The sequence below is a fragment of the Campylobacter sp. BCW_6467 genome, from assembly GCF_001762855.1.
GTDB classification, from domain to species: domain Bacteria; phylum Campylobacterota; class Campylobacteria; order Campylobacterales; family Campylobacteraceae; genus Campylobacter_D; species Campylobacter_D jejuni.
In genome coordinates, this window is the sequence record NZ_MJXP01000017.1 from 32,439 (window position 1) to 46,600 (window position 14,162).

Sequence of the window (14,162 nt, forward strand, 5' to 3'; positions counted from 1 at the left end):
TAAAAATTTATAGAATTATAATCCTTTTTTGTTAAGCAATTGTAAGAAAAATAAAGTAAAATATAGCTTTCAAATTTCAAAATTCTTTTAAAAATTAAGGTTATCTCATGAAAAAATTATTGCTTTTATTTATTTTTGTTGTTCAAAGTTTTGCAGCTTTAAGTGTTGAAGAGCTAACTTGGGATAATGGAGATACCTTGCTTAAATTCTTACAAAGAAATTCCATACCTATGTCGCTTTATTATGGACTTGATAGAGAAGATCAAGAACTTGCTTCTGATATAGCCTATAAAATAAAATATCAAGTTTTAAAAGATGAAAACAACAACATAGAACAAGTTTTAATTCCAATTAGTGATGATTTACAAATTCATATCTATAAAGATAAAGATGGACAATACACTCTTGCTTTTACTCCTGTATCTTATCAAAAAGAAGATAGAATTTTACATTTAACCATTAAAAGCTCTGCTTATCAAGATGTCTATGAAGAAAGTGGTAGCAGTACTTTAGCTCGTGCTATGGTTCGTGCTTTTCGAGGAAGTATAAATTTTCGCAATATCCAAAAAGGTGATGAAGTAACCCTATATTATGAACAAAAAAGACGCATGGGTAAACTTTGGGGCGATATAAATATAAAAATGGCAATGGTAGAAATCAATAAAAGCGCTAGAGAAGTCTTTTCTTATAATGATATATTCTATGATCGCGATGGCAAAGAATTAGAATCTTTTTTACTTACAAAACCTGTGAACTACACTAGAATTTCCTCTCCTTTTACAACAGCAAGATATCATCCTATATTAAAACGCTATCGCGCCCATCTTGGTATAGACTATGCTGCACCTACTGGAACTCCTGTAAAAAGTGCTGGCAAAGGAGTAGTAACCTTTATAGGCACAAAAGGTGGTTATGGAAATGTAATTCAAATCAAGCATGACTCAGGTTATATGACTTTATATGCTCATCTTAGTCGTTTTGCAAAAATTAAAAACGGACAAAAGGTAAATCAAGGACAAGTAATTGCATATGTTGGTTCAACAGGTATGAGCACAGGGCCTCATTTGCATTTTGGAGTATATTTAAACAATAAAGCTATAAATCCTGCATCTGTTGTAAAAATCGCCAAATCAGAACTTAGTGGAAAAGCGAAAGAGAATTTTAAACATATCATAGCTGGATACGAGCAGGTTGTTAAAGAAGCCCTAGCCTCGAATCAACCTAATCCTCCAAAAGAAGAAGATTTTGAAAACTATATAGAATTTTAATTACTCAACAACGCTTTATCTTTTGCATTGATTAAAGAATTTAGAAGAGTTGCAAGCTCTTCTTTTTCTTTTTCATTAATTTCACAAAAATCTGCATCAATCAATTGTTTCACCAAAGCTTCATTTAACAAATCCCCATCGCCAAATTCTCTAGCTTTTTGAATGATTTTTAACACTCTTAAATCTTTTCTTTCGTACATTTTAATCCTTTAAATAAACCACACTCACAAAACGCTTAGTCGTTTTATCTCGACGATAAGAAAAAAAACTCTCATCATCAAAGCTACAAATTCCACAATCTTTAATATTTTCAATGCCTAAATTTTGCGCTTGAAATTTTACTAAAGCTTTTAAATCAAGTTTATCATCTTGAACAAATTCTTTAAATTCTTTTTTAGCAAATTCTAAAATTTCTCCATCTATTTCATAATTTTTAGCACAAATTCCAGGCAGGATAAAAAGATGAAATTTATTCTTATCTAAATGTGAATTTTGCATAGCAATTTGATCAACGCATTCTTTTAGGATATTTTCAAAGCTTCCTTTTCTACCTGAATGCAAAGCTGCTATAATGCCACTTTCATGATATAAAATTAAAGGCAAACAATCCGCACTTAAAACACAAAGAGCAGTATTTTTTTCCTTGCTTATAATCCCATCGCAACTGAGATTTTTTAAATTTTTATCATAAATAATAACTTTATGAGAGTGAATTTGATCCATAAAAACACATTTTTCAATGTCTTTAAAACCTAAATGAGAAAATAAATTCTCATTATGAATTTTAGCCCTAAAAACATTATAATCCTTATCAAAAGCACAAAAAATACCGACTTTATCATTTTCTAATAAAGATAAGAAATTCTTTCCACTTCTTCCCATGATAATCCTTTGTTTTTACCTTGTAATTGTGCATAAATATAACGAGCAAGCAAATCACTTTCTATGTTGATTTTTCTACCTACTTGATAGTCTTTAAAAAGCGTTTCTTTAAAAGTAATAGGAATAATAGTAAGCCTAATACCATTTTTTAAAATTTCATTGATAGTAAGACTTACTCCATCAACGCCTATACTTCCTTTTTCTGCCATAAATTTCATAGCTTCTTTAGGTAAAGATATATAAAAATCCACTCCATTTTCATCTTTTTGAATCTTTTCAAGTGTGCCGATAAAATCAATATGTCCTTGCATAAGATGTCCATCAATTCTATCGCCGTATCTTAAAGCAGGTTCTATATGAACTTTATCTTTTAAATTTTCTATAGCTATATGAGTGCGACTTTCACGAGAAAGCTCCACTTCAAAACCTCCCTCATAAAGTTTTGTCACACTCAAACAAGCTCCATTCACAGCTATACTATCGCCAAGATTTGGGCGATATTTTGCTTTTAAACTTAAAGTATTGTTTTGATAAGATTGAACTTTAGCAATTTCTCTTATGAGTCCATTAAACATTTTTTTACCTTAAAAAATCTTATTTAATAATTTATTTACCGCTTTATCTACTTTATCGCCTGTACTTTTAGCACCATCACTCACACCACCACCTACTACATTTTTAATAGAATTTAACACACTTCCTGCATTTAAATTTACTTTAGGATTTTCCGTAGTTCCTGTAATACTTCCTTTAAAATTGGCTCTATCGAGTTTAATATCAAAAGGCAAATTTAAAGCCCCGCTTTTAGAATTTAAAACTCCTGATTGTACTAAAATATAAGAACGATCTGCTTGCATATTAAGATCAAGTTTGATATTTTCTTTTTTAATCAAAGCTTTAGCATTAACAGTGCGATAAACATCATTTGTAATATCTTTTAGCGTTAAAATTTTTAAAGCATTGGTAATAAGATTTGGTTTTAATTTACCCTCTTTCATGTCCAAATTAACCTCGCCTTCTTCGCTTAAAAGATTGTAATTTGCCTTCACATCTGCCTTGCCTTGATAAACATCCATAAAGTCCAAACCTTGAGCTAGACTACTTAAATCCACTCCATTTAAATCAGCAAGCAAAAGGTTATCTTTAAGTGTGCTTTGAAGCTTCCCTTCAAATAAATTTGGGCTATTTACAACAAAATTTAAATTCTTATCAAAACCTACCTTTCCATTAAATTCTGCCCTACCTTTAAGTTTTCTATCCAACAAAAAGCCTAGTTTTGAAAAATCATTTATCTTTAGATTAAAATCCGAATTTAAAAGCATTTTACTTATATCAAAACTTCCTTGTAGTTTTGTAAGATCAGCTAAAGATGAATTTAAAACAGAATCAAATTGAGCGATATTGTTTTTAAAATTAATTTTGGTATTTAAATCATAACTTGTATTGTTTGGAAAATTTTTATTTAAAATTTTACTTAAAGTTGCAGCATTTAATATACCTTTAGCTTCTAAATTTGCTTTACCATTAAGGTTGTTAAAATCGATATTATCTAAATTAACTTTTGCATTAACAATCCCACTGGCATAATTTGGCATACCTGCTATAACAAAAAGTTTAGATAAATCAAGTTTATCAATGTTTAAATCAAGTTTTTTACCATTTGAATCAACCTTGATTACGCCATCTGCCAAATTTGCATTTGCATTTAAATTTTGTATTTGAGTGCCTATAATATGAGCTTTTGCAGTAAGATCTGCCTTACCTTGTAATTTTTGTCCTGCTATAGCACTAAACTGAGACAAGTCATCAATAAAAGCATTTAAATCTGTATTTAACTCACTATTTTTTAAATTATAAGTTCCTTGAAGTTTTTTAATATTAAGCAAATTTGAAGCAAGTAAAGCATTGTAAGAAATATTGCTATTTTTTGCATTTGCTTTAGTATCAAGACTAAAAATTGTATTTGGAAGTTCTATTTTGGCTATTTTTTTAAGCTCATTGGTGTTAATCTTTGCATTGTTTATTTTTGCTTCAAGATCGAAATTAGAAAAATCTAAATCCGCATTTAGAAGTTTAGCATTTAAATTTCCAGAAACCAAAGCTCCATATCCTGCAAGAGCTAATAATTTTTCCAAACTTGCTTCATTAATATCTGCAAAAAGTTTATTATTTTTCAAACTTGCCTTTACCTCTCCACCAAGTCCGATAACTTGAGCATTTAAACTTGATAAAATATTATTTACAACACTTGTTTGACCTATCACACCCAAACTACCATTTAGTCTAGTTTTTGTAAGTTTTTCAAGCTTTGCAAGAGAAGGAATACTTAAATTAAAATCAGTACTTAAAGCATTCTTGCTAATATCATAAAGAGTTTTTTGGGTTTGTAAGTTAAAATAATCATTGTAAATTTTACTTACAGCATAAATCTTATCTTCTTTAACATTGGCCAAAATTTCTGCTTTGGGATTAGAATTTAAAGGCAAGTCTAAAGAAAAATCTTTTTTTATCGCCTCATAGTTTATATAACTTGTATCAAGTTTTATGATGATATTTCCATCAGGTTTTAAATCCTGTGCTGAAATTTTTGCTTGAGCATTTAAAAAACCTTTAGCGTAACTAGGGTAAGATAAAAGATGGAGTATTTCTTCTATCTTAAGATTTTGCGCATCTAAATTTAAAGCAATAGGGCTGTAATTATACATTCTTCCATTTAAAAGTACATTTGAACCTAGCAAGTAACCTTTTCCATCTAAAGTAAAATCACTTGCTTTACCTTGAATCTTACCGCCAAAAGAAAGGTTTTGATTTAAATTTAAACCTAAATTTTTAGCATAATTTTGATTTAAAGAAATAAGATAGTCAAGATCAAATCCAAGCTTAAAAGGACTTAAAGCTCCCTTAAGATTAAAATCTGCCATATTTGCGATATTTGCTTGCAATTCAAGACTTGAAAAACGTAAATTAAAATGCGTGATATTTACATCTAATCCCGCACTTTCTTTGATCTTTTTTTGCGCTATATTTGCCACTATATTATTACCAAAACTTGTGAAAAGTATGGCATAAATAGCAATCAAAAGCACAACAACAAAAGCTATAACTCCATAAAAAATCTTTTTCATTTTTATCCTTTAGTTTATTTTATAAAATAACTTTAGTCTATAAAACTAAACTTTTATAAATATTTTAATTTAAAGTATTGACAAAATTCATTTTTTATAGTATGATATTATCACTCTAAATAAAAGAGTGCTAATATCAATATTTTTAAGGATGGACAAAAATGAATTTTCAACCTTTAGGAAAGCGTGTTCTAGTTAAACGCGTTGAAGAAACCAAAACAACAGCTTCTGGCATAATTATACCAGATAATGCTAAAGAAAAGCCTTTAATGGGTGAAGTAGTGGCAGTAAGTAAAGAAATCACTGATATTGCAAATGGTGATAAAATCGTGTTTGCTAAATACGGTGGAACAGAAATTAAACTCGATAATAATGAATATTTAGTTTTAAATTTAGATGATATCTTAGGAATTTTAAAATAATTTATACAAAAAGGATAAAAAATGGCAAAAGAAATTATTTTTTCAGATGAAGCAAGAAATAAACTTTATGAGGGCGTTAAAAAACTTAATGACGCGGTAAAAGTAACTATGGGGCCAAGAGGACGCAATGTTTTAATCCAAAAAAGCTTTGGTGCTCCAAGCATTACTAAAGATGGCGTAAGTGTTGCTAAAGAAGTAGAACTTAAAGACAGTCTTGAAAATATGGGTGCTTCACTTGTAAGAGAAGTAGCAAGCAAAACAGCTGATCAAGCAGGGGATGGAACAACTACTGCAACGGTTTTAGCTCATGCAATTTTCAAAGAAGGTTTAAGAAATATCACAGCAGGTGCAAATCCTATTGAAGTAAAACGCGGTATGGATAAGGCTTGCGAAGCTATAGTAGGCGAACTTAAAAAACTTTCTCGCGAAGTAAAAGATAAAAAAGAAATTGCACAAGTTGCTACAATCTCAGCCAACTCTGATGAAAAAATCGGAAATTTAATCGCCGATGCTATGGAAAAAGTGGGCAAAGATGGTGTTATCACTGTTGAAGAGGCAAAATCAATCAATGATGAATTAAATGTAGTTGAAGGTATGCAATTTGACAGAGGTTATTTAAGCCCTTATTTTATCACTAATGCAGAAAAAATGACCGTAGAGCTTTCAAGCCCTTATATCCTGCTTTTTGATAAAAAAATTGCAAATTTAAAAGATTTATTACCGGTTTTAGAACAAATTCAAAAAACAGGCAAACCACTTTTAATTATCGCTGAAGATATTGAAGGTGAAGCGCTTGCAACTTTAGTTGTAAATAAACTTCGCGGTGTTCTTAATATTTCAGCCGTAAAAGCTCCAGGTTTTGGTGATAGAAGAAAAGCCATGCTTGAAGATATAGCAATTTTAACAGGCGGAGAAGTGATTTCTGAAGAACTTGGAAGAACTCTTGAAAGTGCGACCATACAAGATCTTGGACAAGCTTCTAGCGTAATTATCGATAAAGACAATACAACAATAGTAAATGGCGCAGGTGAAAAAGCAAATATCGATGCAAGAGTAAATCAAATCAAAGCACAAATTGCTGAAACAACTTCAGATTATGACAGAGAAAAATTACAAGAAAGACTTGCAAAATTAAGTGGCGGTGTTGCAGTTATTAAAGTAGGTGCAGCAACTGAAACTGAAATGAAAGAGAAAAAAGATCGCGTTGATGATGCTTTAAGTGCTACTAAAGCAGCAGTTGAAGAAGGTATAGTAATTGGTGGTGGTGCAGCACTTATCAAAGCAAAAGCTAAAATCAAACTTGATCTACAAGGTGATGAAGCAATCGGCGCAGCTATCGTTGAAAGAGCTTTAAGAGCACCTTTAAGACAAATTGCTGAAAATGCAGGCTTTGATGCAGGTGTGGTTGTAAATAGCGTAGAAAATGCTAAAGATGAAAACACAGGATTTGATGCTGCAAAAGGTGAATATGTTAATATGCTTGAAAGTGGAATTATCGACCCTGTTAAAGTAGAAAGAGTAGCTTTACTCAATGCAGTTTCTGTAGCTAGTATGCTTTTAACTACTGAAGCAACAATTAGTGAAATTAAAGAAGATAAACCTGCTATGCCGGATATGAGCGGAATGGGCGGAATGGGCGGTATGGGCGGAATGATGTAATATCTGCTCTAACCTCTTATCAGCAAGAAAAATTCTTGCTGATTACCAATTTAATTTAAAAACACTCCCTTGATTTTCTACAGATTCGCAAATAATCTTAATATCATTATCATCGCATATTTTTTTAACCAAAGAAAGTCCTATACCAAATCCTCCTTGATCGGTATTAAATCTTGTATATCTATCAAAAATTTGATTTAAATTTGACTTTGAAATTCCACAACCTGTATCCGCAATACTTAAAAAATTGGCTTTCAAAATTATAGAAATTACTCCACCTTTTTTATTGTATTTAATAGCATTGTTTATAAGATTATCAATCAATTTAGAAATTTGATTTTTAGGGGCAAAAATATTTGCTTGATTTAAATCAAGCTTTAGTGTAATTTTTTTTTGCTCAAAAAATACTTTAAAATATTCCAATCTTTCTTCAAGTAGCATTCTTAAATCAAATTTTTGTTTTTCTGTTTCTAAGGTATTAGGGAAATTATAAAAAACAAGATCAGAATACACTTGAGACAAACTTTTTGCAGCAAGCTTAATCCTTGTAAATTTAGCATTATCTCCTAAATTTTGATGCTCAAGTTGTTCTATACTCATCAAAATAACACTTAATGGAGTATTGAGTTCATGAGTTGAATCTTTAATAAAACGATTTAGTGTGCTGATTTTATCCTCTAAAGGCTTTAGAGCAATTTTTACTAGAATATAAGATATTAAGCCCAATATGCAAAAAGCCATAACAGCAAAACCAAAAACTTTCGTTCTAATCCAAAAAAGATCTTTACCAACATCTTCACCCTGTATTAAAATTTGCAAACCATCGTTAGTATTTACTTCTTCATTGCTAGCATGTCTTAAAAAATAATGATCTGCACTCATAGGAGCAAGAAAAAAAACCTTATTATCACAAATACCTCTACCTTTAAACTCTATCTTTGCCTTTCTTAAATCAAAATCTATATTACTAAAAACAATCTTTTTAGCATCAAATATAGCAAATTTTAGTGCTGCACTTTGAGCAATATTTTTTGCACTTATATCTATAGGAGTAAAACGAGAATTTAAGATGCTTATAACAATATTTCTATGATTTTCTCTTAAAGTAGCACCCTTTAAAACAACCAATTCTTCATATAATTTTTGATACCATAATGCAAAAAAAATAGTTAAAAAAATACCTGTAGTTGTTAGGTAGATTAATAAAATTTGCCTAATGACTTTTTTAGCCATAGCAATATCCCCTGCCTCTTTGATTTATAATTTTTTCTTTTCCTAAAATTTTACGTAAATTTTTCACATAAGCCCTTAAACTTAGCTCACTAGGCTCTTCATCATAATCCCAGAGTTCTTCAAAAATTCTCTCTGTGCTTAAAAAGTTGTTTTTATTTTTAAGCAATAAAGACAAAAGCTTAATTTCTTTACTCGGTAAAGTCAAGGCTTTATTATTATAGTAAAGAATTTGTGTAGTAAATTCAAATCTAAATCCATCCCCTAAATCTTCAAAATCTTCATTTTTATGTGAAAAAGCTCTTTTAAGCAAAGCTTTAACCCTGATAGATAACTCGGTAAGTTCAAAAGGTTTTTTTATGTAATCATCACAACCTGCATCAAAGCCTTGTTTTAAATCGTTTGTTGTATTTAAAGAAGTCATGAAAATTGCTGGAGTTTGCTTTCCGCTTTTTCTTAATTCTTTAAGCAATGAAAATCCATCTCCTAAAGGAACTTTTACATCTAAAATCCAAAGATCAAAATATCTTTCATAAGCTATATCTAAAGCTTCTTGCGCATTATCGCATAAAAATACTTCATATCCTTCATCATTTAAAAACTCTTCAATGATCTCACTCAAACTCAAATCATCTTCTAAAAGTAAAATTTTAGCAGCCATAATTTAAATCTTTCTAACTTCAAATCTCTTAAAATATATATCATTGTATCAAAATTCTTATCAATTATTTAATAAAATTTCATTTTTATTTAATTTATTTTTATCTATAATCCTTTTATATAAATAAATTTTTCCTTAAGGAGTTAAAATGCTTCCAAAATGGGATAATAGCTATAGTGTGCACAATGCTAAAATTGACGAGCAACATAAAAAGCTTTTTGAACTTGCTGCAAAAGTTGAAGTTGTATCAGATAGATCTGTAAGTAAAAATGAAGTCAAAGAACTTTTGGCTGAATTTTTTAATTATATGAAAGATCACTTTAATGATGAAGAAAAATACATGCAGCTAATAGGCTATCCAAATTTAGAAGAACATCGAAAAATACATAAAGAAATCATCCAAACCATGATTAATTTAATCAAAGATATCAAATCAACCAATGATCTTAAAGAAAAACTTTATATAGTGGCTAAAAAGTGGCTTTTAGAACACATACTATACGAAGACATGAAAGTTGAAAAATGGAGAAGTTCTTCTTTATCTACAGATGATGGCAGTGATATTAGCTTTGAAGCAGCAGAAGATGAAGATAATGAGCATCCACAATTTTATCTTTATATCTGTAATTGTCCTGGTAAAATTCACGATGTTCCTTATAACATTCATCAAAAAATAGAACTACAAGGTCACAAATTTACCTGCAAAACTTGTAAGCAAATTATAAAATTTTACAAAAAACATTCTTAAGGAGGATAAAATGAAACACAATGTAAAAACTTATTCTTTTAGAATGCCTTTAGAGCTTAAGGAGCGTTTGGATAATTTAAGTAAGAATCTTTCTAAGCCAAAATCAGCTATAGTAAAAGAAGCTATAGAAGCTTATCTTAATGAAGTTGAAGATTTTTCTTTTGCTGTTAATGCCCTAGAAGAACTTAAAGATGGGGATTATCAAAAGGCAAGTAAAAAAATAGATAAAATTGTTAAAAATCTTCAAGAAGATTCTAATGATAACGAACTTGGTGATTTTGATTTTGCTATTGAAGCTTTAGAAGAACTTAAAGATGGGGATTATCAAAAGGCAAGTAAAAAAATAGATAAAATTGTCAAAAATCTTAAAGAAACAAAATAAAAACTTTATCACAATTTTTTGTGATAAAGACTTATTAATTTTTCATATTAAAATACATTTATGAATACTAAAAATGGAGTTAAAAAGTGGCTCCGGATGTAGGATTCGAACCTACGACCAATCGGTTAACAGCCGACTACTCTACCGCTGAGCTAATCCGGAATATTTAAAAAATAAAATGTGATTATAGTGAAATTAAAAAACTTTGTCAAGGGTTTTTACATAAAAATGCATTTTTTATGCAAAAAATTAATTTACTCCTTAACAATAATACTTTTTAAATTTCTAAAATAAAACAAATTTACCCCATCTTCATATAAATAATCAAGCTTCATTCCATGTGTTTCTAAAATAGTATTTACAATATAAAGCCCTAATCCAAAACTTGATTTTTGTTTTGATCCTTGAGTAAAAGCTTGAGTATAGTATTCTAAAGTATTGTTAAGCTCAGGACCACGATTTTTAAAACAAATATAATCATCTATAATATCAATTTGCACAAACCCATCTTCAGAATGTTTAATACCATTATCTATCATATTTTTAATCGCTGTAGTAAAAAGTTTAAAATCCACATTTACAAAAAAACTTTCTTCCATAAAAATACGTATATTGCTATCATCTCGCATTGCAATTTCTTTGGCTTCATCTAAAACATCTAAAATATTGTATTTTTTTCTATTTATAAAAGCAGCCCCTGAAGTAATTTGCTCAATAGCAGCAAATTCATTAATTAAAATTTCAAGTCTAGTAAAAACCCCATTTAAGCGCTCTTTATATTTATTATCTTCTATCATTTCTAACGTTAAGAGCCCTTTAGTAATAGGAGTTTTGAGTTCATGCATAATATTTCTTAAAAAAAACTGACGAGATTGGTTTAGCTTTCGAATTTGAACAATGGCTTGATAAAAAGCTTCACTTACTTGTGAAATTTCATCCACCCCAGTGCTTACATCTTCTATATCACTAAGCTTTCCTTGGGCAAATTTATCAATTTGTTTTTTAAGTCTTTTGAGTGGTTTTAATTTTTTAAATATATAAATATAAAGCAATACAAGAATACAAATCATAGCTACAGCTATAGCTTTGATAATAAAATACCTATAGGTTTGATAATCTTGATCCTTATAAAGATAAACCTTTCCATCATAAATAATATTTAAATACACCTGTCTATTATAAGAAATAATCTCGATTAAGCCATTATTAACCTCAACCCTAGCTAAAACATCACCTCTAAAAAGAATTTTACGGATCTGCTTTGCTTCTGTTATCTCATCCATTTTATTATAATTTTTTGTCTGCTCTTCAAATTCTTTTTCACTGATAACTCCTGCAAAATTTAAGAGCCTTGCATTAGCTATCAAAGAATATTTTGTATTTAATTCTCTAGTATAATTTTGCTGATCATATTCTATAAGCCATAAAAAGCCAAGTATAACACTAACCCCAGCAAAAATAAAAATAAAAGTTATAGTATAAAAAATCGAAGATTTATTCATTGAGTAAGCTTATAACCTATTCCACGTATAGAGTGAATATATTTTGGAGTTTTTGGATCATCTCCCATCTTTTGACGAATTCTACTGATAATAACATCTATACTTTTATTGCTAGAATCCTCACTAATAGAAGAACAATTATAAACAAGCTCTTCACGACTTACCACTCCACCCTCTTTTTTAATTAAATAGCTTAAAATATCAAATTCAGCATTAGTTAAAGTAAGCTCTTGTCCTTTCATAGTAATAATATGCTTATATTGATCATAAACAAGATCTTTTACACTTTTTGCTATGGCGCTTTTTGTATTTGAAATACGTCTTAAATGACTTTTAATACGTGCTTGTAATTCTTTTGGATTATAAGGTTTTGGTAGGTAATCATCTGCTCCAAGCTCTAAAGCATTAACCTTATCTGTAATATCATGTCTTGCACTTGAAATAATAATAGGCGTATCATACTTTTTACGAATTTCTTCACATACTTCAAGCCCATCAAGCCCTGGCAAAGAAAGGTCTAAAATGATAAGCTGATACTCTTTTAATGCGAGCTTAGAAAGACCTATATAAGGCTCATGAGCTATATCAACTTTCATATCAAATTTTTCCAAATATTCAGCTGTAATTTCCGCTAATTCTAAATCGTCTTCTATCATAAGAATATTTGTCATAGTTTTCCTTTATTTTAAACTTAATTTTAATTTTAAACTAAAATTTATAACGAAAGGAAAATCCTTCCGTTATTTTTATTTAAGCACAAGCAAAGTCGCAAAACCATTGCGATATACCCAAACTTTAGTAAATTCTTTTTTATTAACTTGTTTTAAAGCTTGTTCTAAATCTTTTAAATTTCTAATTTCACTTTGTCCAACACCTATGATAATATCACCCTCTTGGAAACCAGAATTTTTTCCTTTGCTCTTTTCTTTAACACTATCCACCAAAACACCATTAACATCTTTTGGAATTTGCAAACGATCCTTAAGTCTTGGTTCCAAATTTCTCAAACTCAAACCATCAATCAAATCGCTTTGTACGCCTTTAGGATTTTCTTTTTCACCTTTAAGAGTAAAATTTGCTTGCTTATTTTCTCCATCTCTTTCGTAACTTAATGAAATTTTTTGACCAATCTCTAAAGTTCCTATATAATTTTTAAGATCAATAGGACTTTTTATAACCTTATCATTAACTTTAGTAACTAAATCTCCACGCTTAAGCCCTGCTTCATCAGCACTTGAACCTTTTTGAACATCAGTGATTAAAGCTCCTTCTTGATTTTTGTAAGCTTTTTTAGTATCACCTTGCAAAGCTGAAATAGTCACACCCAAAAATCCTCTATCAATCTTGCCTTTTTCAATAAGTTTTTTAGCTATATCTTTAACCATATTTGAAGGTATAGCAAAACCTATGCCGTTGTTTCCACCTCCGCGAGAAAGAATAGCTGAATTAATACCTACTAAATATCCGCGACTATCCACCAAAGCTCCACCTGAATTTCCTGGATTGATAGAAGCATCTGTTTGTATAAAATTTTCATATTGATTTAAACCTATATTGTCTTTATTTAAAGCAGATATTATCCCACTTGTAACACTAAAACCGACTCCAAAAGGATTTCCAAGTGCAAAAACAACATCTCCTTCCATTAAATCATCAGAATTTGTGAAAGTAATAGCTGAAAGATTATTAGCCTCTATTTTTATAACAGCCAAATCTGTTTTTGGATCTTTACCTATAAGTTTTGCTTTATATTCTGTATCACTTCCTGGTAAATTCACTGTAATCGTATCAGCATCATCTACAACGTGATTATTTGTTACTATATAACCATCTTTTGAAATAATCACCCCTGATCCCAAAGAACTCACTACTTCTTTATCATTTTTTCCTTTTCTTTGAGGAAAATCAAAATCAAAAAATTGTTTAAAATAAGGATCATTAAAAAAATCATCCAAAGGACTTGGACGATTCGCTCTTGTAATAGTTTTTGAGGTAGAAATATTAACCACTGATTTTTTTGCATCTTTAATAGAATCATGATAAGAAAGCACTACATTTCCAGCAGCAGGATTTACACGATTAGCCGTTGTAGTTGATTCGTTAAAATTAATACTTGCGGCAAATAAAGCACTCGCTAAACTTAATGATAAAAAAATCTTTTTCATTTCATTTCCTTTTGTTCTTAAAGATAAATTATCTCGTAAAATATTTTACTGTCTTCATAGTATAAAACCGAAAATTTACAAAATTGTAAATAAAACCTTGAGTGATAAAAATTTATAA

The 14,162-nt window shown here is 29.6% G+C and carries 13 protein-coding genes, 1 tRNA gene and 2 pseudogenes; 6 read left to right on the top strand and 10 right to left on the bottom strand.

Annotated features, from left to right (window positions below):
• Window positions 1–107 precede the first annotated feature (107 nt).
• The gene (locus tag AJ888_RS01615; RefSeq protein WP_002852845.1) at window positions 108–1,268 is read left to right on the top strand and encodes a M23 family metallopeptidase; all 1,161 of its coding nucleotides are present in this window, start codon (window positions 108–110) and stop codon (window positions 1,266–1,268) included.
• On the opposite strand, the gene AJ888_RS01620 is transcribed toward AJ888_RS01615, so the two are convergent.
• Genes AJ888_RS01620 through AJ888_RS01635 form a run of 4 tightly spaced genes read right to left on the bottom strand, consistent with a single transcriptional unit; the run spans window position 1,265 to window position 5,275 of the window.
• Window positions 1,265–1,468: a hypothetical protein gene (locus AJ888_RS01620; protein WP_002853612.1), complete on the bottom strand. Its 204-nt coding sequence runs from the start codon at window positions 1,466–1,468 to the stop codon at window positions 1,265–1,267. The two genes, AJ888_RS01615 and AJ888_RS01620, sit on opposite strands and share 4 nt — an antisense overlap.
• Window position 1,469: 1 nt before the next feature.
• Entirely contained in the window at window positions 1,470–2,150 is a 681-nt protein-coding gene (locus AJ888_RS01625) for a polyphenol oxidase family protein (protein ID WP_002861915.1), read from the bottom strand.
• On the bottom strand, window positions 2,114–2,725 hold the full coding sequence (locus AJ888_RS01630) for a riboflavin synthase (RefSeq protein WP_002853518.1): 612 nt from the start codon (window positions 2,723–2,725) through the stop codon (window positions 2,114–2,116). Before AJ888_RS01630 ends, AJ888_RS01625 begins: the two co-directional genes overlap by 37 nt.
• A gap of 9 nt (window positions 2,726–2,734) precedes the next feature.
• Window positions 2,735–5,275 carry a hypothetical protein gene (locus tag AJ888_RS01635; RefSeq protein ID WP_002861916.1) on the bottom strand — a complete coding sequence of 847 codons (2,541 nt, stop codon included), beginning with the start codon at window positions 5,273–5,275 and terminating at the stop codon, window positions 2,735–2,737.
• Between the two features lie 161 nt (window positions 5,276–5,436).
• Between AJ888_RS01635 and groES the strand changes: the two genes are divergently transcribed.
• Together groES and groL are read left to right on the top strand one after the other, a co-directional pair.
• Window positions 5,437–5,697 carry a co-chaperone GroES gene (gene groES, locus AJ888_RS01640; RefSeq protein WP_002825273.1) on the top strand — a complete coding sequence of 87 codons (261 nt, stop codon included), beginning with the start codon at window positions 5,437–5,439 and terminating at the stop codon, window positions 5,695–5,697.
• A gap of 21 nt (window positions 5,698–5,718) precedes the next feature.
• Window positions 5,719–7,356, top strand: a complete 1,638-nt coding sequence (groL, locus tag AJ888_RS01645) for a chaperonin GroEL (RefSeq protein ID WP_002853460.1) — start codon at window positions 5,719–5,721, stop codon at window positions 7,354–7,356.
• Between the two features lie 42 nt (window positions 7,357–7,398).
• Here groL and dccS read toward each other — a convergent pair whose 3' ends face one another.
• Window positions 7,399–8,589 carry a two-component system sensor histidine kinase DccS gene (gene dccS, locus AJ888_RS01650; protein ID WP_002861917.1) on the bottom strand — a complete coding sequence of 397 codons (1,191 nt, stop codon included), beginning with the start codon at window positions 8,587–8,589 and terminating at the stop codon, window positions 7,399–7,401.
• On the bottom strand, window positions 8,582–9,247 hold the full coding sequence (gene dccR, locus AJ888_RS01655) for a two-component system response regulator DccR (RefSeq protein WP_002861918.1): 666 nt from the start codon (window positions 9,245–9,247) through the stop codon (window positions 8,582–8,584). Before dccR ends, dccS begins: the two co-directional genes overlap by 8 nt.
• A 148-nt stretch (window positions 9,248–9,395) precedes the next feature.
• Between dccR and AJ888_RS01660 the strand changes: the two genes are divergently transcribed.
• The 3 genes and pseudogenes from AJ888_RS01660 to AJ888_RS09595 form a co-directional block, all read left to right on the top strand.
• Entirely contained in the window at window positions 9,396–9,995 is a 600-nt protein-coding gene (locus tag AJ888_RS01660; protein WP_002861919.1) for a bacteriohemerythrin, read from the top strand.
• 10 nt (window positions 9,996–10,005) lie between these two features.
• Window positions 10,006–10,245 (top strand): annotated as a pseudogene (locus AJ888_RS09345) (ribbon-helix-helix domain-containing protein); the annotation flags it as partial.
• Between the two features lie 45 nt (window positions 10,246–10,290).
• A pseudogene (locus AJ888_RS09595) lies at window positions 10,291–10,377 on the top strand (CopG family transcriptional regulator); the annotation flags it as partial.
• A gap of 87 nt (window positions 10,378–10,464) precedes the next feature.
• Here AJ888_RS09595 and AJ888_RS01670 read toward each other — a convergent pair.
• From AJ888_RS01670 to htrA, 4 genes are all read right to left on the bottom strand, one after another.
• Window positions 10,465–10,539, bottom strand: a tRNA-Asn gene (locus tag AJ888_RS01670).
• 92 nt (window positions 10,540–10,631) lie between these two features.
• Window positions 10,632–11,879, bottom strand: a complete 1,248-nt coding sequence (locus AJ888_RS01675) for an ArsS family sensor histidine kinase (protein ID WP_002861921.1) — start codon at window positions 11,877–11,879, stop codon at window positions 10,632–10,634.
• Window positions 11,876–12,550, bottom strand: a complete 675-nt coding sequence (locus AJ888_RS01680; protein WP_002777451.1) for a response regulator transcription factor — start codon at window positions 12,548–12,550, stop codon at window positions 11,876–11,878. The genes AJ888_RS01675 and AJ888_RS01680 overlap by 4 nt, the downstream gene beginning before the upstream one ends.
• Before the next feature lie 75 nt (window positions 12,551–12,625).
• On the bottom strand, window positions 12,626–14,044 hold the full coding sequence (gene htrA / locus AJ888_RS01685; RefSeq protein ID WP_002861922.1) for a serine protease HtrA: 1,419 nt from the start codon (window positions 14,042–14,044) through the stop codon (window positions 12,626–12,628).
• Window positions 14,045–14,162: the final 118 nt, after the last annotated feature.